Annotated in this window: 23 protein-coding genes; 8 read left to right on the top strand and 15 right to left on the bottom strand. The window is 56.9% G+C overall.

Features of this window, described 5'->3' with window-relative positions:
* The first annotated feature begins 78 nt into the window (after window positions 1–78).
* The 4 genes from ACOTX2_RS20280 to ACOTX2_RS20265 all read left to right on the top strand — a co-directional run bounded on the left by ACOTX2_RS20280 (window position 79) and on the right by ACOTX2_RS20265 (window position 4,708).
* Window positions 79–1,623 (top strand): PTS transporter subunit EIIC, encoded by a 1,545-nt coding sequence (locus tag ACOTX2_RS20280; RefSeq protein ID WP_048966859.1) that lies wholly within the window; start codon window positions 79–81, stop codon window positions 1,621–1,623.
* Window positions 1,624–1,635: 12 nt separating this feature from the next.
* Complete coding sequence (locus tag ACOTX2_RS20275) at window positions 1,636–3,003, top strand: 6-phospho-alpha-glucosidase (RefSeq protein WP_063148287.1); 1,368 nt, start codon at window positions 1,636–1,638, stop codon at window positions 3,001–3,003.
* An 89-nt stretch (window positions 3,004–3,092) separates the two neighbouring features.
* Window positions 3,093–3,938, top strand: a complete 846-nt coding sequence (gene sseA, locus ACOTX2_RS20270; protein ID WP_063148286.1) for a 3-mercaptopyruvate sulfurtransferase — start codon at window positions 3,093–3,095, stop codon at window positions 3,936–3,938.
* A complete protein-coding gene (locus tag ACOTX2_RS20265) occupies window positions 3,938–4,708 on the top strand; it encodes a MurR/RpiR family transcriptional regulator (RefSeq protein WP_023300717.1) in 771 nt (256 codons plus the stop codon). Before sseA ends, ACOTX2_RS20265 begins: the two co-directional genes overlap by 1 nt.
* Window positions 4,709–4,725: 17 nt before the next feature.
* Here the strand turns inward: ACOTX2_RS20265 and sseB are convergent, their stop codons facing one another.
* The 11 genes from sseB to trmJ all read right to left on the bottom strand — a co-directional run bounded on the left by sseB (window position 4,726) and on the right by trmJ (window position 13,574).
* Window positions 4,726–5,502, bottom strand: coding sequence for an enhanced serine sensitivity protein SseB (gene sseB / locus ACOTX2_RS20260; RefSeq protein WP_063148285.1), 777 nt, complete (start codon window positions 5,500–5,502; stop codon window positions 4,726–4,728).
* Window positions 5,503–5,598: 96 nt separating this feature from the next.
* On the bottom strand, window positions 5,599–6,885 hold the full coding sequence (gene pepB / locus ACOTX2_RS20255) for an aminopeptidase PepB (RefSeq protein WP_022649015.1): 1,287 nt from the start codon (window positions 6,883–6,885) through the stop codon (window positions 5,599–5,601).
* A gap of 53 nt (window positions 6,886–6,938) precedes the next feature.
* Window positions 6,939–7,139, bottom strand: coding sequence for a Fe-S cluster assembly protein IscX (iscX, locus tag ACOTX2_RS20250; RefSeq protein ID WP_003860650.1), 201 nt, complete (start codon window positions 7,137–7,139; stop codon window positions 6,939–6,941).
* A 1-nt stretch (window position 7,140) separates the two neighbouring features.
* The gene (gene fdx, locus ACOTX2_RS20245; RefSeq protein ID WP_003860652.1) at window positions 7,141–7,476 is read right to left on the bottom strand and encodes an ISC system 2Fe-2S type ferredoxin; all 336 of its coding nucleotides are present in this window, start codon (window positions 7,474–7,476) and stop codon (window positions 7,141–7,143) included.
* 1 nt (window position 7,477) lies between these two features.
* The gene (gene hscA, locus ACOTX2_RS20240) at window positions 7,478–9,328 is read right to left on the bottom strand and encodes a Fe-S protein assembly chaperone HscA (RefSeq protein ID WP_063148284.1); all 1,851 of its coding nucleotides are present in this window, start codon (window positions 9,326–9,328) and stop codon (window positions 7,478–7,480) included.
* 14 nt (window positions 9,329–9,342) lie between these two features.
* Window positions 9,343–9,858: a co-chaperone HscB gene (gene hscB / locus ACOTX2_RS20235; RefSeq protein ID WP_022649017.1), complete on the bottom strand. Its 516-nt coding sequence runs from the start codon at window positions 9,856–9,858 to the stop codon at window positions 9,343–9,345.
* A 198-nt stretch (window positions 9,859–10,056) separates the two neighbouring features.
* Window positions 10,057–10,380, bottom strand: a complete 324-nt coding sequence (iscA, locus tag ACOTX2_RS20230) for an iron-sulfur cluster assembly protein IscA (RefSeq protein WP_003860659.1) — start codon at window positions 10,378–10,380, stop codon at window positions 10,057–10,059.
* A gap of 13 nt (window positions 10,381–10,393) precedes the next feature.
* Complete coding sequence (gene iscU / locus ACOTX2_RS20225; RefSeq protein ID WP_003860661.1) at window positions 10,394–10,780, bottom strand: Fe-S cluster assembly scaffold IscU; 387 nt, start codon at window positions 10,778–10,780, stop codon at window positions 10,394–10,396.
* A gap of 24 nt (window positions 10,781–10,804) precedes the next feature.
* Window positions 10,805–12,019, bottom strand: a complete 1,215-nt coding sequence (gene iscS, locus ACOTX2_RS20220; RefSeq protein ID WP_006176692.1) for a cysteine desulfurase — start codon at window positions 12,017–12,019, stop codon at window positions 10,805–10,807.
* Window positions 12,020–12,136: 117 nt separating this feature from the next.
* Window positions 12,137–12,628 carry a Fe-S cluster assembly transcriptional regulator IscR gene (iscR, locus tag ACOTX2_RS20215; protein ID WP_003860665.1) on the bottom strand — a complete coding sequence of 164 codons (492 nt, stop codon included), beginning with the start codon at window positions 12,626–12,628 and terminating at the stop codon, window positions 12,137–12,139.
* A gap of 220 nt (window positions 12,629–12,848) precedes the next feature.
* Window positions 12,849–13,574: a tRNA (cytosine(32)/uridine(32)-2'-O)-methyltransferase TrmJ gene (gene trmJ / locus ACOTX2_RS20210; protein ID WP_015572157.1), complete on the bottom strand. Its 726-nt coding sequence runs from the start codon at window positions 13,572–13,574 to the stop codon at window positions 12,849–12,851.
* A gap of 132 nt (window positions 13,575–13,706) precedes the next feature.
* On the opposite strand from trmJ, the gene suhB reads away from it, so the two are divergent.
* Window positions 13,707–14,510 carry an inositol-1-monophosphatase gene (gene suhB, locus ACOTX2_RS20205; protein WP_022649020.1) on the top strand — a complete coding sequence of 268 codons (804 nt, stop codon included), beginning with the start codon at window positions 13,707–13,709 and terminating at the stop codon, window positions 14,508–14,510.
* A 60-nt stretch (window positions 14,511–14,570) separates the two neighbouring features.
* Here the strand turns inward: suhB and ACOTX2_RS20200 are convergent, their stop codons facing one another.
* Both ACOTX2_RS20200 and ACOTX2_RS20195 read right to left on the bottom strand, forming a co-directional pair.
* Entirely contained in the window at window positions 14,571–15,551 is a 981-nt protein-coding gene (locus tag ACOTX2_RS20200; RefSeq protein WP_063148283.1) for a nickel/cobalt transporter, read from the bottom strand.
* Window positions 15,542–16,180 (bottom strand): DUF1007 family protein, encoded by a 639-nt coding sequence (locus ACOTX2_RS20195; RefSeq protein ID WP_063148282.1) that lies wholly within the window; start codon window positions 16,178–16,180, stop codon window positions 15,542–15,544. Before ACOTX2_RS20195 ends, ACOTX2_RS20200 begins: the two co-directional genes overlap by 10 nt.
* 125 nt (window positions 16,181–16,305) lie before the next feature.
* Between ACOTX2_RS20195 and csiE the strand changes: the two genes are divergently transcribed.
* A complete protein-coding gene (gene csiE, locus ACOTX2_RS20190; protein ID WP_023300722.1) occupies window positions 16,306–17,583 on the top strand; it encodes a stationary phase inducible protein CsiE in 1,278 nt (425 codons plus the stop codon).
* Here the strand turns inward: csiE and ACOTX2_RS20185 are convergent, their stop codons facing one another.
* The gene (locus ACOTX2_RS20185; protein ID WP_003860673.1) at window positions 17,584–18,723 is read right to left on the bottom strand and encodes a 3-phenylpropionate MFS transporter; all 1,140 of its coding nucleotides are present in this window, start codon (window positions 18,721–18,723) and stop codon (window positions 17,584–17,586) included. It lies immediately after the preceding gene.
* 172 nt (window positions 18,724–18,895) lie between these two features.
* Between ACOTX2_RS20185 and ACOTX2_RS20180 the strand changes: the two genes are divergently transcribed.
* Window positions 18,896–19,318, top strand: a complete 423-nt coding sequence (locus tag ACOTX2_RS20180; protein WP_038416512.1) for a DoxX family protein — start codon at window positions 18,896–18,898, stop codon at window positions 19,316–19,318.
* 53 nt (window positions 19,319–19,371) lie between these two features.
* Here the strand turns inward: ACOTX2_RS20180 and glyA are convergent, their stop codons facing one another.
* Window positions 19,372–20,625 (bottom strand): serine hydroxymethyltransferase, encoded by a 1,254-nt coding sequence (glyA, locus tag ACOTX2_RS20175; protein WP_003860678.1) that lies wholly within the window; start codon window positions 20,623–20,625, stop codon window positions 19,372–19,374.
* A gap of 304 nt (window positions 20,626–20,929) precedes the next feature.
* On the opposite strand from glyA, the gene hmpA reads away from it, so the two are divergent.
* A complete protein-coding gene (gene hmpA, locus ACOTX2_RS20170; RefSeq protein WP_032623756.1) occupies window positions 20,930–22,120 on the top strand; it encodes an NO-inducible flavohemoprotein in 1,191 nt (396 codons plus the stop codon).
* Window positions 22,121–22,165 lie beyond the last annotated feature (45 nt).

Genomic DNA, 22,165 nt, shown 5'->3' with positions numbered 1-22,165 from the left:
TGGATAAGCTCGCATCATGCCTGCTAGTTTTATGACCATGACGCACCCCGAGTGCGCGGTTCAATAAGAGAGAAAGCCATGCAACGAGCCGTGAACGCCCTACAAAATTTCGGAAAATCACTTTACGGACCTGTACTTATCTTACCTATCGTCGGTCTGTTTATCGCCTTTGGGAATGTGCTGGGTAACGGCAATCTGGCCGAGTACCTGCCGTTTCTCGGCCATCCGCTGATCCAGAGTGTCGGCCAGCTGATCGCCAAATCTGCCGTGTCGGTGCTGGTCAACCTGGCGCTGGTGTTTGCCGTCGGGATCCCCATTGGCCTGGCAACCCGAGACAAAGGCTACGCGGCGCTGATTGGGCTGGTGACTTTTATCGTATTTATCAATGCCATGAACGTGACGTTACAGCTTCAGGGAGAACTGGCCCCTGCAGAGCAGATGAAAGCCGCCGGACAAAGCATGGTACTGGGCGTCCAGGTGCTGGAGATGGGCGTTTTCGCCGGGATCCTGACCGGGGCGCTCTCCGGTTATCTGTACAACAAATATTCCGGTGTCCAGTTTAACGGCGCGATGGCGATATACTCCGGCCACTGCTTTGTCGCGATTGTGATGTTGCCAGTCTCTATGCTGCTCGGCGTGGTCATGAGCGAACTCTGGCCGTACGCACAGCATGGAATAAGCGCCCTGGCGCTGGCGATCAAAGGGTCCGGTCCGTTTGGGGTGGCGATCTACGGTTTCCTTGAACGCATTCTGGTGCCGACGGGCCTGCATCATCTGGTCTATACGCCGTTCCTGTATACCGAACTGGGCGGTACGCAGGAGGTGTGCGGTACGGCTTACCAGGGCGCGCGCAATATCTACTTCGCCGAGATGGCCTGCCCGGACGTGAAGCAGCTCAGCAGCACCGTGGTGTGGGATGCTCGCGGCATCAGCAAGATGTTCGGCCTTCCCGCCGCCGCGCTGGCAATGTACATGACCGCGAAGCCAGAGCGTAAAGCGATTGCGAAAGCCATTCTGATCCCGGCGGCGCTGACCTCGCTGCTGGTCGGCGTAACCGAGCCGATCGAGTTCTCTTTCCTGTTTGTCGCCCCGCTGTTGTTCGTGGTGCATGCGGTGCTGACCGGCATTGGCATGATGCTGTTCACCCTGTTTGGCGTTCACGCCATCGGCGCCAACGGAATTATCGATTTTATCCTCTACAACCTGCCGCTCGGCACGGAAAAGTCCAACTGGCCCATGTACATCGTGGTCGGGCTGATCATGTTCGCCCTTTATTTCGTGGTGTTCCGCTTCCTGATCCTGCGTTTAAACATGAAAACGCCCGGTCGTGAAGATGACGATCGGGAGACGCGCCTCTACAGCAAACAGGAATACCAGGCGAAGGGAAATAACGACGGGCTGGGGGAATCGATCGTCGTCGGTCTGGGCGGTCGGGAAAACATTCAGGTGGTTGATAACTGCTACACCCGCTTACGCGTCACGGTGAAGGACGTCGCCATCATCGACGAACCGCGCCTGAAAGCGACCGGCGCGAAAGGGATTATCAAACAAGGTAACAACGTTCAGGTGGTCTACGGGCTGCATGTCAAAAAAATGCGAGAAGCCGTTGAGACGTTTCTCTGAAAGGAGCTAAAGATGTTAACACCCCCATTCATTCTGTCGATTGCCGGCGGCGGCAGCACCTACACGCCAGGTATAGTGAAAAGCCTGATGGTACGCCTGCACGATTTCCCCCTGGCAGAGATTCGCCTGTATGACATCGACGAGGCGCGCCAGAACACCATTGCGCCCGTGGTGGAAAAGGTCATTCGCGACCACAGCCAGAGCATCAAATTCACGGTCACCAGCGATCCGGAGGTGGCCTTCAGCGGCGCGCATTTTGTTTTTGCTCAGATGCGCGTCGGACAGTACAAAATGCGCGAGCAGGATGAAAAAATTCCGCTGCGCCACGGAGTGGTCGGCCAGGAAACCTGCGGACCCGGCGGGCTGGCATATGGCCTGCGTACGATCCTGCCGATGGTAGAGCTGATCGATCGGGTGGAACGCTACGCGCACGAGAAAGCGTGGATCGTGAACTACTCCAACCCGGCGGCGATCGTCGCTGAGGGCGTGCGTCGCCTGCGCCCCAACGCACGCGTGCTGAACATCTGCGATATGCCTGTCGCCGCGATGCGCAATATGGGCGCCATTCTGGGCGTGGACCGTCATAAACTGGAGGTGGACTATTTTGGCCTCAACCACTTCGGCTGGTTTACCCGCGTGCTGGTGGACGGCGAGGACAAGCTGCCGGAGCTGCGTAAACATATCGCGAAGTTTGGCCTGCTGACGGAAGACGCGGCCAAAACCGACCCGCAGCACTCGGATCCGTCATGGGTGAAAACCTGGCGCAACATCAAGCCGATTATGGATAACTTCCCGGAGTACCTGCCGAACCCGTATCTACAGTACTACCTGATGCCGAACCAGATTGTGGAGCATCAGAACCCGGACTATACCCGTGCCAACGAAGTGATGAACGGACGTGAGAAAAAGCTGTTTGCCGCCGCCGAAGAGTACCAGCGCAGCGGGATCTTACCGGACGCCTTCCACGTAGGTGTTCACGGCGAATTTATCGTCGATGTCGCCTGCTCGCTGGCATTCAACCTGCGCCAACGTCATCTGGTGATGGTGGAAAACCGCGGGGCGATTACCAATCTGCCGTACGATGCGGTGGTGGAAGTACCTGCCTATATTACCTCCGAAGGACCAGAGCCCGTCCGCGTGGGTCGGGTGCCGCTGTTCCACCAGACGCTTTTACAGCAGCAGTTGGCCTCTGAACAGCTGCTGGTGGAGGCAACCATCGAAGGCAGCTATGAGAAAGCGTTGCAGGCGTTTACTCTGAACCGCACCGTGCCGACCATGGAGCACGCGAAAGCGATTCTGGATGAGATGATCGAAGCCAACCGCGACTACTGGCCTGCGCTGCAAAAGGCATGGCAGGACGGTGAAGTGGTGAAAAAATAGGGGCTTGCTCGCGAGTTGAACGTGGTTAACTTGTCGGTGTCAGAAAAAACACCGACAATCCTTTTTTACGGAAAAGAATGGAGGCAACCATGTCCACCTCATATTTTGTCGCCGCCGACTGGCTGATTGAGCACGGCGACGACCCGGAAGTTCAGATTATCGACGCGCGCATGGCCCCTCCGGGCCAGGAGCATCGTGACGTTCCCGCTGAATATCGCGCAGGGCACCTGCCTGGCGCGGTTTTTTTCGATATCGAAGCCCTCTCCGATCACACCTCTCCCCTGCCGCACATGCTGCCTCGTCCGGAAGCGTTTTCCGTGGCGATGCGCGAGCTCGGCATCAGCAAAGACAAACACCTCGTTGTTTACGATGAGGGTAACCTCTTCTCCGCCCCGCGGGCGTGGTGGATGCTGAAAAACTTCGGCGTGGAAAAAGTGTCGATTCTGGCGGGTGGGCTTGCGGGCTGGAAGCGCGACGAGCTGCCGCTTCAGCAGGGCGACGTGACGCTGCCGGAAGGGGAATTTGATGCCACGTTTGACGCACACGTGGTCAAGCGCCTGACCGACGTTCTGGTGGTGAGCCACGAAAACACGGCCCAAATCGTCGATGCGCGTCCCGCTCCACGCTTCAACGCTGAAGCGGATGAGCCGCGTCCGGGACTGAAACGAGGACATATCCCGGGGGCGCTGAACGTGCCGTGGGGCGATCTGGTGTTTGAAGGCGAGCTGAAAACCACCGATGAATTGCGTGCCATTTTTGAACGTCAGGGCGTGGATTTGCATCGTCCGGTTATTGCCAGCTGCGGCTCCGGCGTGACGGCCTGCGTGGTGATCCTGGCGCTGGCAACCCTTGGCGCAAATGACGTGATGCTGTATGACGGCGCCTGGAGTGAATGGGGTGCACGGGACGATCTGCCGGTAGAACCGGCGAAATAATGGATAACCGCCTGGCAACGCTGTTAACACGCGGGTCGTCACTGACCCGCGCGGAGTATCGCGTCCTCGCCCACCTCACTGAGCATCCGCTGCTGGTGGGCAATATCACGGTGCGCGAGCTGGCGCTGGCGACATTTGTCTCCACCGCGACGATTATGCGGCTGTGCCAGAAGCTGGGCTTCAGCGGCTTTAGCGAGTTTATCTGGCACTGCAAGCAGTTGCTTTCTGACACGCCGCGGATCACCGTACAGTCTGCGCAACATGCAGAAATGCCCGCGCTTTTTGCCCGGTTTATTGCCAACTATCAGCAGACCTTCCAGTGGGTTACCCAGGACAAACGCCAGCAGTTTGCCAGCCTGCTGCGCCAGAAAGAGAGCTTCTTTCTCTACGGCGCCGGGTTTTCATATCTTTTTGCCGAGTACCTGACCAAGAAGTTGCAGGTGCTGGGAAAAACCGCGTTCATCTCCGGACCGGGGGACAGCCGGAATATTTTTCTCAGCAACGCCGCACGCTATCAGGTATTTATTGCCGTTTCGCGCAGCGGCGAAACGGAGCAGGTGCTGGATAAAGCGCGGATCGCCAAAAACGTCGGCATGACGATCGTCGCGTTTACCCGCGCGTCGGCCAATACGCTGGCAGGTATGGCCGACGTGCATTTTGCCCTCTATGACGAAGCGGTACATTTCGCCGCCGAAGCCGCAGGGGTGACGTCGTTTGAGTCGAATCTGGTGCTGCTGATGGATTTACTGTTGCTGGAAGCAACGGGGTGAAGGTCACCCCGCCGTAATCAGATAATGCGGTTGGTCTTGAGATCGCGCAGGAAGCCGCCCCAGCGACGCTCGTAGAACGGGGTGATGTGCTCGGTAATAAAGTGGCTGATGCCCTGCTCACCTTTCTTCACCTGACAGATATCAATCGGCTCATCGCCCGGGAGCGTGTCGGTCGCTACGCTTCCCGCCGCCTGGATGATCTCCTCAACATCGCCGTCGGCCTCGATCCCTATCAGCAGAACAGGCTTTTCGTCAGCGCTCTCTTTGATGGAGCAGAGGAACGCGCGTTTTACCGGCTTGATGGTTTTAAACAGCGTGGTCAGGGAGTCAATCATCTGCGCGGGCGGCTCGGCCACTTCAGACAGTAGCAGCGTTTCGCCCCCTTCCAGCACCTCCTGGGTGCTGAGCGGGTTGCCCTCGTCACCAATCAGATGGCTGATTTCACGCGGAGTGAACTCTTTCCCGGTCGGCAGTTTGGCGTTGAGGAACAGCGTCTGCCCCAGGGTCATTTCGAACAGCGTGCGCACCGGCATCACCACGAACGCCTGTTCGTCTTCTACCGCTTCCTGCAAAGCCTCGAGCGAGGTAAAGAACGGGATCACCGACGTGCCGTCGTCTTTCTCCCAGTGCAGCAGATCCAGGGCGCTGTCTTCGACAACCTGCTCCCCTTCCGCGGCGGTGCCCGGCACCCAGACGGTGGATTCCAGCAGCGTGCGGAAAAAGGCCGGACGGTGGGCGGGCTCGGTCGCCGCCTGCTCCAGCAGGGTTTCTAATTCGTTTTTGGTTTCTGACATAGTTTGGCTACTTCACAATTGCCCGGCGGCGCTACGCTTGCACGGGCCTACGGATTTTGTAGGCCGGGTAAGCGTAGCGCCACCCGGCAAAAAAGATCACTCAGCCGTCAGCAGGTTCGCCACGGTACGCACACCCAGACCGGTTGCGCCTGCGGACCACTGCTCAACCGCCGCTTTACGGTAGGTAGCGGAGCAGTCAATGTGCAACCAGCCTTCATGGTAGTTCTCAACGAAGTGAGACAGGAAGCCTGCTGCTGTGCTGGCTCCCGCCGGGTACGCCGCGCTCGCGGTGTTGTTCAGCTCGGCGAAGTTAGACGGCAGCTGGCTGCGGTGGAACTCGGCCAGCGGCAGACGCCAGAACGGCTCGTTTTCCGCCGCCGCGCTGGCCAGCAGGCGAGCGGCCAGCTTGTCGTCGAAGCTGAACAGCGCATGGTAATCGTTGCCAAGGGCAGTTTTCGCCGCGCCGGTCAGGGTCGCCATGTCGATAATCAGCTCCGGCTTCTGCGCAGAGGCGTCGATCAGGCCATCGGCCAGCACCAGACGGCCTTCGGCATCGGTGTTCATCACCTCAACATTTTTACCGTTGCGGTAGCGAATGATGTCGCCCAGCTTGAAGGCGTTGCCACTCACCATGTTATCCGCGCAGCACAGGTAGAGCTTCACGCGCTTGTTCAGACCACGGGTGATGGCGAACGCCAGCGCGCCGGTAATGGTCGCCGCGCCGCCCATGTCGGACTTCATGGAATCCATGAACGCGCTCTGCTTCAGGCTGTAACCGCCGGTATCGAAGGTGATACCTTTCCCGACCAGACAGGCAAAGACCGGCGCTTCTTTATCGCCGGTTGGGTTGTAATCCAGCGCCAGCAGGACCGGAGGACGCTCGGAGCCACGACCCACGGTGTGGATACCCATGTAATTTTGTTCGCGCAGGTCTTCACCTTTGGTGATGCGGTAGGACATCTTGTCGTCCGCCACGCCGCACAGCAGGTCAACCGCGCGCTGCGCCAGCTGCTCAGGCCCCAACTCTTCCGCCGGGGCGTTGATGGTGTCGCGCACCCAGTCGATAATTTTCAGGCGGCTTTCCAGCTCTTTCTGACCGGCTTCATCGAGGTTCGCCCACTCAATTTTACGGGTGCCTTTCGGGCCTTTGTAACCCGCCCAGAAAGCCCAGCTGCGGTCTGTGTCCCAGCCTTCGCCAGCCAGAGTGACATGCTTAATGCCCAGGCCGTCAATTTTACGCGCGGCGCGCTGGATCAGGCCCAAATCATCGTTACCCGTCAGGTGCAGGGTAATACCGTCGTTATTGATGCTCCAGGTGGCTTTCTCGCCCCAGCGTGCGTCGGCTGGCTGCGTGGAGAGCGTAATCTTCATCGCTTCGGTCATTTTATTTGTCCTTATTAGCAAACGGGCCGCCTGAAGGCAGCCCGTTAAGTGATTTACTCTGCTTCATCTAACCAGACTAACAGAATCGCCTCCAGAATTTTTTCATTGGATGCGTTTGGATCGTCGTCAAAATCCTCTAAATCGCAGATCCACTGATGCATGTCGGTGAATCGTACGGTCTTCGGATCGAGATCCGGGTTCGCGTCGTAGAGCGCTTCGCCGATTTCACGGCTGTCTGTCCACTTCAGTCCCATATTAATGCTCGCGTGCGTGGTTGATGGTGTAGCGTGGGAATTCCACGACCAGATCTTCATCGGTCACCGCGGCCTGGCAGCTTAAGCGGCTGTCTGGCTCCAGACCCCATGCTTTGTCCAGCATGTCGTCTTCGTCTTCGGTGCTCTCGGCGAGAGAATCAAAACCTTCACGCACGATGCAGTGGCAGGTGGTGCAGGCACAGGATTTTTCACAGGCGTGTTCCACTTCGATACCTGCACGCAGGGCTACATCGAGAATGGTTTCACCGGTCTTCGCTTCCAGAACAGCGCCATCCGGACAGAGGTCCGCATGAGGCAAAATAACAATCTTTGGCATATTAAACCTCGTCCACGGACTGGCCTTTCAGCGCGACGCGGACAGATTTGTCCATGCGGCGAGCAGCGAAGTCCTGGGTTTGTTTATCAACGTTTTTAATGGCTTCTTCTATTGCGTCAGCGTCATTGCCTTCGGCCACGGCGCTTAAGCGCGCAGCAGCCTCGTCAATCACCTGGCGCTCAGCGGCGCTTAACAGCGCGGCATCGGCAGCAAGCGCGCCGTTCAGGCTCTCCAGCACGCGTGCGGCTTCCACTTTTTGTTCCGCCAGCATACGCGCCTTCACATCCTGCTCGGCGTAGCTCATTGAGTCCTGAATCATGGAGGCGATTTCGCCATCAGTCAGGCCGTAGGACGGCTTCACCTGGATAGACGATTCCACGCCGGTGGATTTTTCCATCGCCGTCACGCTCAGCAGACCGTCCGCATCTACCTGGAAGGTGACGCGAATATGCGCCCCGCCCGCCGGCAGCGCCGGAATTCCTCGCAGCGCAAAGCGCGCCAGAGAGCGGCAGTCCTGCACCAGCTCGCGCTCGCCCTGCATCACGTGGATGGACATCGCGGTCTGGCCGTCTTTGAAGGTCGTAAACTCCTGCGCGCGCGCCACCGGAATGGTGGTGTTACGCGGAATGACTTTCTCCACCAGGCCGCCCATGGTTTCTAAACCCAGAGACAGCGGGATGACGTCCAGCAGCAGCATTTCGCTGTCCGGCTTGTTGCCGACCAGGATATCGGCCTGGATAGCGGCACCCACGGCAACCACTTTGTCCGGGTCGATAGAGGTCAGCGGCGTGCGGCCAAAGAATTCCCCTACGCGCTCACGTACCAGCGGCACGCGGGTTGAGCCGCCAACCATGACCACTTCCAGCACCTCGTTAGCGTCAACGCCCGCATCTTTCAATGCGCGACGGCAGGCCAGCAGGGTACGCTTAACCAGAGGCGCAATCAGTTCGCTGAACTGGTCGCGGGTGATCTCACCCTGCCAGCCTGCGACGTTCACGCTGACGGACTGCGCATCGCTCAGGGCGATTTTGGCGTCGATGGCCGCATCCAGCAGTTCACGCTGGACGCGCGCATCGCTGCGATCGCTGATGCCCGCCTGCTCGCGGATGTAGTCCGCCAGCAGATGGTCGAAGTCATCGCCGCCGAGCGCGGAATCCCCGCCGGTGGCCAGCACTTCGAACACACCGCGGCTTAAGCGCAGGATAGAGATATCAAACGTCCCGCCGCCGAGATCGTAAACCGCAATCACCCCTTCCTGACCGGAATCGAGGCCGTAGGCAATGGCTGCCGCTGTCGGTTCGTTCAGCAGACGCAGCACGTGCAGGCCCGCCAGACGCGCGGCGTCTTTGGTGCCCTGACGTTGTGCATCGTCGAAGTAGGCCGGAACGGTGATTACCACGCCGTCCAGATCGCCACCGAGCGTCGCCGTCGCGCGCGCCGCCAGCGCTTTGAGGATGTCAGCGGAAACACGAATCGGGTTCAGCAGACCGGCAGATGTCGCAATCATCGGCAGGCCGTTTTCGCTGGCCTGTAACTGGTACGGCAGATGCGGATAACGGGTCTGGATATCCGCCAGCGAGCGGCCCATCATGCGCTTAACCGAGCTGATGGTGTTAGCCGGATCGCGCGCGGCATTGGCGCGGGCATCAAAGCCGACAGCGTGACCCTGCTGCTGGTAGTGGACCACGGAAGGCAGCAGATGGCGGCCCTGCTCGTCAGCCAGCGTTTCCGCCTGGCCGCTACGCACGGTCGCCACGAGAGAATTGGTGGTGCCCAGGTCAATACCGACCGCCAGACGACGCTGGTGCGGTGCGGCGCTTAAGCCTGGCTCACTAATTTGTAATAAGGCCATAATTGCTTCCGAAATTAAAAATCGAGCAGCTTTTCTTCGAGTTGTTCAGCACTGCTTCGCAGTTTATCGAGAAAACGGAGTTTGCGCACAGTGTCTGCCGCCACATCCCAGGTCTCGTTGTTCAGTTGCTCAACCATCTGCTGATGGCGGGTATCGAACATGCCCTTTACGCGCTGGAGAAAACGTTCCAGACGCGCTTCGTCTTTAGCCTGTTCAATTTCATCCAGCTCTTCGCGAAGCTCCAGCTGCTCCATCAGAAACGCGGTGTCGCGCACGGTATGCTGTTCGCTCGCCAGATCAAAACCGTGGAGCGAGAGCAGATATTCTGCACGCGCCAGCGGATGACGCAGCGTTTGCCAGGCCTGGTTGATGGTTGCGGAGTGTGATACCGCAGCCAGCTGCTCTGCCTGCGTCCCGCTGGCGAATTTATCCGGATGGTACTGACGCTGGAGATCCTGAAAACGGATCGTCAGCGCCTGGAGATCAATCGGGTATTGAGCTGGTAGTCCGAAGAGAGTGAAGTAATCCATAACAATCTCAGGGGTAGCCTGTTAGAACAAACCCCACGCGCAGCAAAGCCACGGTGGGGTTATACCTTCTTACTTCGCGCTGCAGATGCGTTGTCTGCGCTCGTTCACCCCAGTCACTTACTTAAGTAAGCTCCCGGGGATTCACTCGCTTGCCGCCTTTCTGCAACACGAATTAATCGGTATAACAGCGGAACGCGGTTAAACGTGGAAGCTTTCGCCGCAACCACACTCGTCTTTAACGTTCGGGTTCGTAAATTTGAACCCTTCGTTCAGGCCTTCTTTTACAAAGTCCAGCTGAGTGCCGTTGAGAAATTGCAGGCTTTTGCCATCGACCACCACCTTCACGCCCTTGTCTTCAAACACGGTGTCATCAGACGCCGGTTCGTCAACAAACTCCAGTACGTAAGCCATACCAGAACAGCCGGAGGTACGTACGCCCAGTCGCAGGCCAAAGCCTTTACCACGGTTCGCCAGAAAAGAGCTTACTCGCGCGGCAGCGCTGTCGCTAAGGGTAATCGACATACTCAAACCTCAATTATTTTGCTTCACGTTTGCTTTTGTAATCCGCAATGGCGGCTTTGATCGCGTCTTCTGCCAGAATTGAACAGTGAATTTTCACCGGCGGCAGTTCGAGTTCTTCAGCAATGTCCGTGTTTTTGATTGCCTGTGCTTCGTCCAGAGACTTGCCCTTCACCCACTCGGTGACCAGGGAGCTGGAGGCGATAGCAGAACCGCAGCCGTAGGTCTTGAAGCGCGCGTCTTCAATGATACCTTCATTGTTGACTTTAATCTGCAACTTCATCACGTCGCCACACGCTGGCGCGCCAACCATACCGCTACCGACAGATTCGTCGCTGTTGTCAAAAGAGCCAACGTTGCGCGGGTTCTCGTAATGATCGATAACTTTTTCGCTGTATGCCATGATTGAATTCTCCTTATGTACCGATTAGTGATGTGACCATTCAATGCTGTTCAGATCCACGCCCTGCTTGAACATTTCCCACAGTGGAGAAAGGTCGCGCAGACGGCCGATGGAGTTACGAACCAGTTTGATGGTGTAGTCAATCTCTTCTTCGGTAGTGAAACGACCTAAAGAGAAACGGATAGAGCTGTGCGCCAGCTCGTCAGTCATGCCCAGCGCACGCAGCACGTAGGATGGCTCCAGGCTTGCAGACGTACAGGCAGAACCGGAAGAAACGGCCAGGTCTTTCAGCGCCATGATCAGCGACTCGCCTTCAACATAGTTGAAGCTGACGTTGAGGATGTTCGGCGCGCCCTGCTCGAGATCGCCGTTCAGATAGACTTCTTCCATATCCTTCACGCCGTCCCAAAGACGGTTACGCAGCGTACGCAGGCGTGCCATCTCGCTTTCCATCTCTTCTTTCGCGATGCGATACGCTTCGCCCATGCCCACTATCTGGTGAACAGGCAAAGTACCGGAACGCATGCCGCGCTCGTGACCGCCGCCGTGCATCTGTGCTTCGATGCGGATACGTGGCTTACGACGAACGTACAGCGCGCCGATGCCTTTCGGGCCATAGATTTTGTGACCGGAGAAGGACATCAGGTCCACTTTCAGCTGGCTCAGGTCGATAGGCAGTTTGCCCACGCTCTGGGTCGCATCCACGTGGTAGATGATGCCGCGCGCACGGCACATTTCGCCGATGGTGGCGATGTCCTGCACAACACCGATTTCGTTGTTAACGTGCATGATGGAAACCAGAATGGTGTCATCACGCATCGCCGCTTCGAGCTCTTTCAGGTCGATGATCCCGTTGCTCTGCGGCGCCAGGTAAGTCACTTCGAACCCTTCACGCTCCAGCTGACGGCAGGTGTCCAGCACGGCTTTGTGTTCGGTTTTGCTGGTGATGATGTGCTTGCCTTTTTTCTGATAAAAGTTGGCTGCACCTTTGATCGCCAGGTTGTCGGATTCGGTCGCACCGGAGGTGAAAACAATTTCACGCGGGTCGGCACCGACCAGGTCAGCAATCTGATTACGGGCGATATCAACCGCCTCTTCAGCATGCCAGCCAAAACGGTGTGAACGGGAAGCTGGGTTACCAAAGTTTCCGTCCAGGGTCAGACACTGCATCATTTTCTCGGCAACACGCGGGTCCACCGGCGTGGTTGCGGAGTAGTCGAGATAAATCGGTAATTTCATTGCTCTATAAACTCCGTACATCGCTTCAATGCAAGGAATCAGGCAACCGGCTGGATGTACGACCGAGTACGCGGGGTGTGACCACCCCGGCCTGATTCTGAATACTTATCTTTTTAATTACGCGCGCAGTTTAACGTCGATGGCGTCCTGCGTGCGGGTGCTGCGTTGTGAATCCTGACTGTGCTGACGACCAGAAACATCCAGAACTTCCTGGTTATTAACCAGCTCACCCAGGGTGATGTTATTCAGGAAGCCGGTCAGACGGTCGCTCAGATCGCGCCACAGCGCGTGGGTAAGGCATTTATCGCCGCCCTGGCAGCCGCCTTTGCCCTGGCAACGGGTCGCATCAACGGATTCGTCAACTGCGCTAATCACTTCGCCAACCGCAATACTGCCCGCGTCTTTACCCAGCAGATAACCGCCGCCCGGGCCACGAACGCTGGACACCAGTCCATTTTTACGCAGTCTGGAGAACAGCTGTTCCAGATAAGAGAGGGAGATCCCCTGTCGTTCAGAAATATCAGCCAACGGAACCGGGCCCGCTTCGGAGTTGAGCGCAACGTCCAGCATCGCGGTCACGGCATAACGCCCTTTAGATGTCAGTCTCATGTCTTACTTAACCTCAAACTCGCCCCTGCCCGGGGTTTTTTATTGTAAAATGGGGGTATTGCATAGCAGGGCCAAGTCTGACATTCCTGACTAAATTGGTCAACTATTTACTTGACTGTTTTAGTCAGGTATTTAACCTTCTGTGCCTTCATAACAAAGGTGCGGACTGATGCCCTCACCCCGGCCCTCTCCCACAGGGAGAGGGAGAAAACACACGGCACTACTCTTTATTCTTCTGCTCAATCGACGCCAGGATCCCGCGCAGGATGTTCAGCTCCTGGCTTTCCGGACGCGCGCGGGTGAACATACGGCGCAGCTTGTTCATCACCTGCCCTGGATGGCCTTCACGGATAAAGCCGGTAGAGAGCAGCGTCTGCTCCAGGTGGCCGTAGAAGCGCTCCAGATCGTCCACCAGCGGGTAGGCCGTCTCTTCTTTAGGTTCGACCGGTTTTTCCTGCGTCGCCAGCCATGCCATGCGCACTTCGTAGGCAATCACCTGCACCGCCATCGCCAGGTTCAGCGAGCTGTATTCCGGGTTTGCGGCAATCGCCACGTGGTAGTGACACTTCTGTAGTTCCTCGTTGGTCAGGCCAACGCGTTCACGACCAAACACCAGCGCAACCGGCGCCTGTTCCGCTTCTGAGATACTTTTCAGGCCGCATTCGCGCGGGTCCAGCATCGGCCAGGGCAGCGTACGGGAGCGCGCGCTGGTCCCCACCACCAGACTGCAACCGGCCAGGGCTTCGTCCAGGGTGTCCACAATCTGTGCATTCCCGATCACGTCGCTGGCGCCGGCCGCCAGCGCAATAGCCTGAGAGTCTGGTTTCACCAGCGGATTAACCAGCCACAGGTTCGTTAAGCCCATAGTTTTCATAGCGCGGGCCACAGAGCCCATGTTGCCGGTGTGCGATGTTTCGACCAGCACGATTCGAATGTTTTGCAGCATAATTTTTAGATGTCTGGATTCAGTGTCTGAAGAATATTCGGGCATATTATCATAAACGAGAGACATAATCCGATCCCGCTGCTATACTCTGCGCCGATTTTCCTGTTCTTTAACATCCAGTGAGAGAGACCGATGCATCCGATGCTGACCATCGCCGTGCGCGCAGCGCGCAAGGCGGGTAATGTAATTGCCAAACACTACGAAACCCCAGACTCCGTAGAAACCAGCCAGAAAGGCAGCAATGATTTCGTGACTAACGTCGATAAAGCCGCCGAAGCGATTATTATCGAAACGATCCGCAAATCTTACCCGCAGCACACCATCATCACCGAAGAAAGCGGTGAACATGAAGGTACCGATCAGGATGTTCAATGGGTTATCGATCCACTGGATGGCACCACCAACTTCGTTAAGCGCCTGCCACACTTCTCTGTGTCTATCGCAGTACGCATCAAAGGCCGTACTGAAGTCGCCGTTGTTTACGATCCAATGCGTAACGAACTGTTCACCGCGACCCGCGGTCAGGGCGCGCAGCTGAACGGCTACCGTCTGCGCTGCAGCAATGCACGCGATCTGGACGGCACGATTCTGGCGACCGGCTTCCCGTTCAAGGCGAAGCAGCACGCAACCACTTATATGAATATCCTCGGCAAACTGTTCACCGAATGCGCGGACTTCCGTCGCACCGGCTCTGCTGCACTGGATCTGGCCTACGTGGCGACCGGCCGCGTTGACGGTTACTTTGAGCTGTCACTGAAGCCGTGGGACTTCGCGGCGGGCGAGCTGATCGCACGTGAAGCTGGCGCGATTGTTTGTGACTTCACCGGCGGCCATAACTATATGTCTACCGGCAACATCGTGGCAGGTAACCCGCGCGTTGTTAAAGCCATGCTGGCAAACATGCGTGAAGAACTGAGCGATGCGCTGAAGCGTTAATCCAGTCTGTTAAGCCCGGTGGCGCTACGCTTACCGGGCCTACAAACCCCTCAGGTATGGCTAAAAAGGCCGCAACCCCCTTCCCACCGGCACCGCACTTATCCACATCGTGACCGCAGCCACCAGCAGAATCACCCCGCCCGCCAGCGCAAGCGTCGTCCAGCCAACCTGTCGCCACAATACCGGCGTTTTATTGCCGCTGAGTTTTACCGCCAGCTGACGGAAGCTGTGCACCAGCAAGGCTAACGAAGAGATAGTCAGAGATGTTCCCGCCGCCATCGCCAGCGCCGAGATCATGCCCCAGCCAAATACACCTATCACTTTGCTGAACAACAGCACCATGATTGCGCCCGAGCATGGACGCATCCCCATTGAGAGAACAATCATCAGGCGCGCACGCCAGTCGTCACCATTCTGTAATTGTTCCTGCGTCGGCAGATGCTGATGCCCGCACCCGCAGTTTTCATGGTGAACGTGATGCGGCGTAAAGATTTTGAATTTTGGTTTTTGCAGCAACGCGCGCAATTTTTTCAGCGCCCGCCAGCAGAGAATCAGCCCCAGTAAGCCTACCAGCGCGTAACTTCCCTTCTCCAGCCAGAAGCTGCTCATATGCAGCTGGCGGGCCGGGAGCTGTAGCAGCGAAAGGACGACCACGACCAGCGCAATTGCCACACCGCCCTGAAGTAAAGAGGAAGCCAGCGTCAGGCCGATACTCGATTTCAGCTTCGACGGATGGGTGGCAAGCCAGGTCGTGATGACGATTTTGCCGTGCCCCGGCCCCAGGGCATGCAGCACGCCATAGATAAAGCTGAACGCCAGAAGAGAGCCGCCCGCTTTGGACGGATTTTCCGCCACGGCTTTCAGCAGCCCGCTCATCTGCTGATTAACTTCCCGCTGCCAGAGGATACTTTTCATCATCACCTGCGGCCATGCCTGCCACAGCCAGAGCGCGCCGCCAGACGCTAACAGCAAAAAGAGCGCCAGAGGCCAGAGGTGCAGCCAGCGACGCGGCTTACTGACGGGGGAGGAGATCACTGACATTGCAACGTCACCTCCTGCGCAAACTGTTTTCCTAATTCCATGTCTTCTGGAGGCGCATCTTCTTTATCAAGGGAAACGGCAAAGTTCAGCGTCTCTTCACTGGGCGTCGGCGTGTGCACGGCAATTTTGCAGCTTTTTTGCAATATTTCTGGCAACTGCACGTCGCTGTCCTGGGCGTAATGCATATCGACATAGTAGGTTGGGTCAAACGTGGAAAACCTGTACTTCTGCCCGGCCAGCGGCTGAGGGTGCGCCAGCGCAAGGATAAACGTCAGCACCGCCTGATGGCCGTCGCGGGTCATACCGTACTCCGTGGGACGGTTAAGAAATTTCACCTTTTGTCCGTTGTGCCAGAACTCGGTGAAGTAGTGCTGACCCAGCACGTTGGCCATGACTTCCGCCGCCAGCTTTTTCCAGATCTCGTCGACGGGCTTTGCGTTTCCGGCATCGTACAGCAGGTCGGCGGAGGTGATTTCATCCATCGTCCAGCGCATCTTCAGGCCGCTGAGCTGTGTGCCGTCCGTCACCAGTTCGGTTTTCAGGCTGATAAAGCTGTGAGGATGTGCGCTGGCGGCGGAGGTGATAACCGCCAAAAATAACGCTGTCACGCTTTGTTTAACTGTTTGCATCAATTCCTCACGTCAAAAATTCTGTGATGTTCGCCAGCAATCCTGAATGAAAGGCCTGCCGGCGCGCTTTTCAGCGCCCATCCTTTAACTATTCTTATCAAACATTCACACTGGATACCCGACAGATGATGACGACGCTTGAAATTCCATCTGTGCTTTCCAGTTCGCAGCGCCGTTGCCAGGTGCTTTTGATGCTTTACCTGCCCGATGCTGCCGTCACCGCACAGAGCATAATCGCTGCCAACGGCGTGGACGACGTCCTGGCACGGCAAGATATAGCCGAGACGCGCGATGAAATCCAGCGCTATCATCGGCTTGATATCGTCACGCACCATGACGGTTGCTACCGTATTGAGGGCTCCGCCCTGAATCAGCGTTTGTGCCTGCTGCACTGGCTGCGCAGGGCGCTTCGGCTGTGTCCACATTTTGTCGCCCAACAGTTTACCCCTGCCTTAAAAACCGCGCTCAAACAGCACGGCATTGCCCGCCCGCTTTATGACGATGCGAACCTTCGGGCGCTTATCAACTTTTGCGCGCGCAAGCTTCAGCGCCAGTTTGAGTCCCGCGACGTACAGTTTTTACAGCTTTATCTGCAATATTGTCTGATTCAGCATCATCTGGGCAATACGCCGGAGTTTTCACCCGTTCAGCGCAGCTGGACGCAATCGAGAGGGGAATACTTTACGGCGCAGGAAATTGTCCGTCACTGGAAACGGCGCGTCCCGCAGGGAACGCACTGTGATGAACAGCTGTTCCTGGCGCTGCTGTTTATGATGCTCCGCACACCCGACCCGGTACTGGATAAACACCAGCAGGATCAGCGCCTGCGTCGGGCCATCGTGCGTATGATTGCCCGTTTCCGGGCGCAAACCGGGATGAACTTCAGCGATGAGCAAGGGCTGACCGATCAGCTGTATATTCATCTGGCTCAGGCGCTGGACCGCTCCTTATTTGACATCGGCATCGACAACAGTCTGCCGGAAGAGATCCACCGTCTATACCCCCGGCTGCTGCGCACCACTAAAGAGGCGCTGTTTGAGCTGGAAGCCGAATTTGGCCTGCGATTCTCCGGTGAAGAGATGGCTCTGGTGGCGGTGATTTTTGGTGCCTGGCTGATGCAGGAAACCGATCTTCATGAAAAACAGGTGGTCCTGTTAACGGGGGAAGATAAAGCCTGCGAGGAGTTAATTGAGCAGCAGCTTCGCGAGCTGACGCTGCTGCCGCTCAATATTCGTTATCTTAGCCTGGAAGCGTTTAAGAAGGAGGGCGCCCCCCGCGAGGCGGCGCTGGTTATTACGCCTTATCCAACCGCCCTGCCGCTGTTCTCGCCGCCGCTCATTCATGCCGTTGAGACCCTGAACACGCAGCAGCAGGAACATATTCGCGTTATGCTCGAATCCTAGTTACGTGCGAGCAGCGACTTTAGGGCGGATGACAATGGCCGGTAAAGCGACCAGCGCCATCACCCAGAACACACCGTGGCCCAGGTGCTGATAGAGGAAACCGGCAAATACGGTCATCACCGCAATACTGCCGCCCATCGCCACCGCTGAATAGACTGCCTGAAGACGAATAACGTCCCCACCCTCTCGCGCCGCGATATAGCGCATCGCCGCCAGATGGCAGACGGTGAAGGTTCCGCAGTGCAGAATTTGCGCCACAATCAGCCACGGCAGCTCCGTCGTCCAGCCCATAATGCCCCAGCGCGCTACGCCGCAAACGGCGGAAAGCAGCAGCAGGTCACGCGCCCCGAAACGACGGAACAGTTTTTGGCTCAGCGCGAAGATAATGACCTCCGCAACCACGCCGAGCGACCACAGGTAGCCTACCGCAGAAGCCGAGTAGCCCGCCCCCTGCCAGTAGATGGCGCTGAAGCCGTAATAGGCCGCATGCGCCCCCTGAAGCAGACAGACGCAGGCCAGGAAACGCCAGCTTTGCGCCACCAGCGAGCGCCAGGCGGGCCAGCCAGCGCTCTCCTGATGGCGGCTTTCGCCCTGCGGCATCACCGACGGACGCAGCAACATACCGAGCAGCATCGAGGCGATGCCGAGCGTTAACAGCGCCAGAATGGCGCGATAGTCATAGAGGCTGACCAGTTTCCCGACCAGCGCAGAGCCAATCACGAAGGCAATCGATCCCCACAGGCGCACGCGTCCATAGTCCATGGTGATCTGCTTTTGCCAGGTGTTCGCCAGGGCATCCGTCAGCGGCACCAGCGGGGAGAAGAACAGATTAAAGCCAACCATCACCACCATCAGCCAGGCAAACTGGTGGCTGACCCAGAAGCAGGCCGCAAAGACCAGCGTCAGCAGGGCCAGAATTCGCACCGCTTTAATCAGTAAGGAGGGATCGCTGACGCGGGGCGCTATCAGCAGGCTACCCAGGAAACGTGCCACCAGCCCCGCGCCCAGCAGGATGCCGATGGTCTCAGGCGTCAGACCAATTCCCTTGAGCCAGACGCTCCAGAAAGGCAAAAAAATACCGTAACTAAAGAAATAGGTGAAATAGCTGAGCGCCAGCCAGCGCGTGGAATGCAAGACCATGAATCCCTCCCGAAATGGAGGCGATAGTCTGGCGTTAATCCCTGACTTTAGCAAGTCGTTAGCGCGCTATAAATTAACTAAAAATTAACATCATCACCAGCCGTACAGCGTATGGCGAGAGCGGTAAAACTGTATTACGTTTATAAGACATCGCCTGAAGAGGTCGTTTGCCATGAACAGCTTACGTTATTTCGATTTCGGATCCTCTCGTTCTCTCCTGCTTTTAATTGCCCGCATTGCTATCGTGGTCCTGTTTATTATTTTCGGTTATCCCAAGCTGACGGGGTTTAGCGGCACCGTTCAGTACATGACGTCGCTCGGCGCCCCCATGCCCATGCTGGCCGCGATTATTGCGGTGGTAATGGAAATCCCCGCCGCGATTCTGATCGTTCTGGGCTTTTTTACCCGCCCCCTCGCGGTGATCTTTGTCTTCTATACGCTGGGAACGGCGGTGATTGGACACCACTACTGGGATATGACGGGCGATGCGGTCCTGCCAAATATGATTAACTTCTATAAAAATGTGAGTATCGCTGGCGCCTTTATTTTGCTGGCGATTACCGGGCCGGGGGCCATCTCCCTCGACCGACGTTAGCCCATAAAAAAAGGCCGCATGAGCGGCCTTTTTCAGTTCTGAAACGCAGAGAATTATGCGTACACCGGGAAGCGTGCGCAGATGTCCAGCACTTTACCTTTAACGCGCTCGATAACCGCGTCGTCATTGATGTTGTCCAGAACGTCACACATCCAGCCCGCCAGCTCTTTCACTTCCGCTTCTTTAAAGCCACGGCGAGTTACGGCCGGAGAACCGATACGGATACCGGAAGTCACGAACGGGCTCTTCGGATCGTTTGGCACGCTGTTTTTGTTCACGGTGATGTTGGCGCGGCCCAAGGCTGCGTCAGCTTCTTTACCGGTCAGGTTCTTATCGACCAAATCCAGCAGGAACAGGTGGTTTTCAGTCCCACCGGACACCACTTTGTAACCACGGTTCAGGAACACTTCCACCATCGCTTTGGCGTTCTTAGCAACCTGCTGCTGGTAAACCTTGAACTCTGGCTCCATCGCTTCTTTCAGCGCGACGGCTTTCGCGGCGATAACGTGCATCAGCGGGCCGCCCTGGGCACTTGGGAACACGGCGGAGTTCAGCTTTTTGTACAGCTCTTCGTCACCGCCTTTCGCCAGGATCAGGCCACCGCGTGGACCCGCCAGGGTTTTGTGGGTGGTGGTGGTCACAACGTGCGCATGTGGAACCGGGTTCGGGTAAACGCCAGCGGCAATCAGACCGGCAACGTGCGCCATGTCGACGAACAGGTACGCGCCGATGCTGTCAGCGATTTCACGCATTTTTGCCCAGTCAACGATGCCGGAGTAAGCAGAGAAGCCACCGATGATCATCTTCGGCTTGTGCTCTTTGGCCTGCTTCGCCATGTCTTCGTAGTCAATTTTACCGGACTCATCAATACCGTAAGGGATGATGTTGTACAGTTTGCCAGAGAAGTTAACCGGAGAGCCGTGAGTCAGGTGGCCGCCCTGCGCCAGGTTCATACCCAGAACGGTATCGCCCGGCTGCAACAGCGCGGTGTAAACAGCGAAGTTAGCCTGAGAGCCAGAGTGCGGCTGGACGTTCGCGTAGTCAGCGCCAAAGAGTTCTTTCGCACGGTCAATCGCCAGCTGCTCAACGATATCAACGTATTCGCAACCGCCGTAGTAGCGCTTGCCCGGGTAACCTTCAGCATATTTGTTGGTCAGCTGAGAACCCTGCGCCTGCATCACGCGCGGGCTGGTGTAGTTTTCGGAGGCGATCAGTTCGATGTGCTCTTCCTGACGTACTTTTTCCTGCTCCATAGCCTGCCACAGTTCGGCATCATAATCGGCAATGTTCATTTCACGCTTTAACATCCGCATCTCCTGACTCAGCTAACAAGTAAATTTTTGGCCTGAAAAGGCAGTCCTGTTGGACGACGGGCAACAGTATAACTGAATAGTTCTGCGATAACAGGTCTTGACAAACGATTTTACGCAAACGTTTACCTACACGCCACGCAAGGGTTTGAGCAATAAAGCTCTCGCCATTTTCAACGGATTTCTTTTCAGCTTTGTGATGCATATTTTTCACGATGCAAAGAACCATTTACATTGCAGGGGTATTTTTATAAGATGCATATAAAATACATCATTAAAGTAACATCAGAAGGAAGCTGCTATGCTCGACGCCCAAACCATCGCTACCGTGAAAGCCACAATCCCCCTGCTGGTTGAAACGGGTCCTAAACTGACCGCTCATTTCTACGATCGCATGTTCGCGCATAACCCGGAGCTCAAAGAGATTTTCAACATGAGCAACCAGCGTAACGGCGATCAGCGCGAAGCGCTGTTTAACGCTATTGCCGCCTATGCCAGCAACATCGAAAACCTGCCGGCTCTGCTGCCTGCGGTGGAAAAAATCGCCCAGAAGCACACCAGCTTCCAGATCAAACCTGAGCAGTACAACATCGTGGGCAGTCACCTGCTGGCAACCCTGGACGAAATGTTCAGCCCGGGCCAGGAAGTGCTGGATGCCTGGGGTAAGGCATACGGCGTGCTGGCAAACGTGTTCATCAACCGTGAAGCGCAGATCTACAGCGAAAACGCCAGCAAGAATGGCGGCTGGGAAGGCACGCGTGCTTTCCGCATCGTTGAGAAAACCCCGCGCAGCGCACTGATCACCAGCTTTGAGTTTGAGCCGGTGGACGGCCAGCCAGTTGCCGATTACCAGCCGGGGCAGTATCTGGGCGTCTGGCTGAAGCCTGAAGGCTTCCCGCACCAGGAGATTCGCCAGTACTCCCTGACCCGCAAGCCAGACGGCAAAGGCTATCGCATTGCGGTTAAACGTGAGGAAGGCGGTCAGGTATCCAGCTGGCTGCATAACGTCGCCAGCGTGGGTGATATCGTTCATCTGGCCGCGCCAGCGGGTGATTTCTTTATGGCGGTGGAATCGGGTACCCCGGTGACGCTGATTTCCGCAGGTGTTGGTCAAACGCCAATGCTGGCGATGCTGGATACGCTGGCAAAATCAAACCACAGCGCGCAGGTTAACTGGTTCCACGCGGCCGAAAACGGTGATGTGCACGCCTTTGCAGATGAAGTGAAAGCGCTCGGAGCGGGTCTGCCACACTTTACCGCGCATACCTGGTATCGTTTACCCACGGAAGCTGACCGCGCAGCGGCACGTTTTGACAGCGAAGGCCTGATGAATTTAGGGCAGCACGAAGGTGCGTTTAGCGCACCGGGGATGCAGTTCTACGTGTGTGGACCGGTAGCGTTTATGCAGTATGCCGCGAAGCAGCTGGTAGACCTGGGCGTGAACAAAGACAACATTCATTACGAATGTTTCGGCCCGCATAAAGTGCTGTAATCGCCCGGCGGCGCTGCGCTTGCACGGACCTGCGAAGGGTTCTGT

This window comes from Enterobacter cloacae complex sp. IR5412 (assembly GCF_049237385.1).
Classification (GTDB): Bacteria; Pseudomonadota; Gammaproteobacteria; order Enterobacterales; family Enterobacteriaceae; genus Enterobacter; species Enterobacter intestinihominis.
The sequence above is the reverse complement of the archived record's forward strand: the minus strand, read 5'-3'. Positions and strand labels throughout refer to the sequence as shown.

Bases quoted from the DNA above. Each gene is read 5' to 3' on its own strand.
- ACOTX2_RS20200 (WP_063148283.1), bottom strand. From the start codon at position 15,551: ATGTCAGTGATCTCCTCCCCCGTCAGTAAGCCGCGTCGCTGGCTGCAC.
- ACOTX2_RS20265 (WP_023300717.1), top strand. From the start codon at position 3,938: ATGGATAACCGCCTGGCAACGCTGTTAACACGCGGGTCGTCACTGACC.
- sseB (WP_063148285.1), bottom strand. From the start codon at position 5,502: ATGTCAGAAACCAAAAACGAATTAGAAACCCTGCTGGAGCAGGCGGCG.
- hscB (WP_022649017.1), bottom strand. From the start codon at position 9,858: ATGGATTACTTCACTCTCTTCGGACTACCAGCTCAATACCCGATTGAT.
- suhB (WP_022649020.1), top strand. From the start codon at position 13,707: ATGCATCCGATGCTGACCATCGCCGTGCGCGCAGCGCGCAAGGCGGGT.
- hmpA (WP_032623756.1), top strand. From the start codon at position 20,930: ATGCTCGACGCCCAAACCATCGCTACCGTGAAAGCCACAATCCCCCTG.
- iscR (WP_003860665.1), bottom strand. From the start codon at position 12,628: ATGAGACTGACATCTAAAGGGCGTTATGCCGTGACCGCGATGCTGGAC.
- pepB (WP_022649015.1), bottom strand. From the start codon at position 6,885: ATGACCGAAGCGATGAAGATTACGCTCTCCACGCAGCCAGCCGACGCA.
- sseA (WP_063148286.1), top strand. From the start codon at position 3,093: ATGTCCACCTCATATTTTGTCGCCGCCGACTGGCTGATTGAGCACGGC.
- iscX (WP_003860650.1), bottom strand. From the start codon at position 7,139: ATGGGACTGAAGTGGACAGACAGCCGTGAAATCGGCGAAGCGCTCTAC.
- ACOTX2_RS20280 (WP_048966859.1), top strand. From the start codon at position 79: ATGCAACGAGCCGTGAACGCCCTACAAAATTTCGGAAAATCACTTTAC.
- csiE (WP_023300722.1), top strand. From the start codon at position 16,306: ATGATGACGACGCTTGAAATTCCATCTGTGCTTTCCAGTTCGCAGCGC.
- ACOTX2_RS20180 (WP_038416512.1), top strand. From the start codon at position 18,896: ATGAACAGCTTACGTTATTTCGATTTCGGATCCTCTCGTTCTCTCCTG.
- trmJ (WP_015572157.1), bottom strand. From the start codon at position 13,574: ATGCTGCAAAACATTCGAATCGTGCTGGTCGAAACATCGCACACCGGC.
- ACOTX2_RS20275 (WP_063148287.1), top strand. From the start codon at position 1,636: ATGTTAACACCCCCATTCATTCTGTCGATTGCCGGCGGCGGCAGCACC.
- ACOTX2_RS20185 (WP_003860673.1), bottom strand. From the start codon at position 18,723: ATGGTCTTGCATTCCACGCGCTGGCTGGCGCTCAGCTATTTCACCTAT.
- hscA (WP_063148284.1), bottom strand. From the start codon at position 9,328: ATGGCCTTATTACAAATTAGTGAGCCAGGCTTAAGCGCCGCACCGCAC.
- ACOTX2_RS20195 (WP_063148282.1), bottom strand. From the start codon at position 16,180: ATGCAAACAGTTAAACAAAGCGTGACAGCGTTATTTTTGGCGGTTATC.
- iscA (WP_003860659.1), bottom strand. From the start codon at position 10,380: ATGTCGATTACCCTTAGCGACAGCGCTGCCGCGCGAGTAAGCTCTTTT.
- iscS (WP_006176692.1), bottom strand. From the start codon at position 12,019: ATGAAATTACCGATTTATCTCGACTACTCCGCAACCACGCCGGTGGAC.
- glyA (WP_003860678.1), bottom strand. From the start codon at position 20,625: ATGTTAAAGCGTGAAATGAACATTGCCGATTATGATGCCGAACTGTGG.
- fdx (WP_003860652.1), bottom strand. From the start codon at position 7,476: ATGCCAAAGATTGTTATTTTGCCTCATGCGGACCTCTGTCCGGATGGC.
- iscU (WP_003860661.1), bottom strand. From the start codon at position 10,780: ATGGCATACAGCGAAAAAGTTATCGATCATTACGAGAACCCGCGCAAC.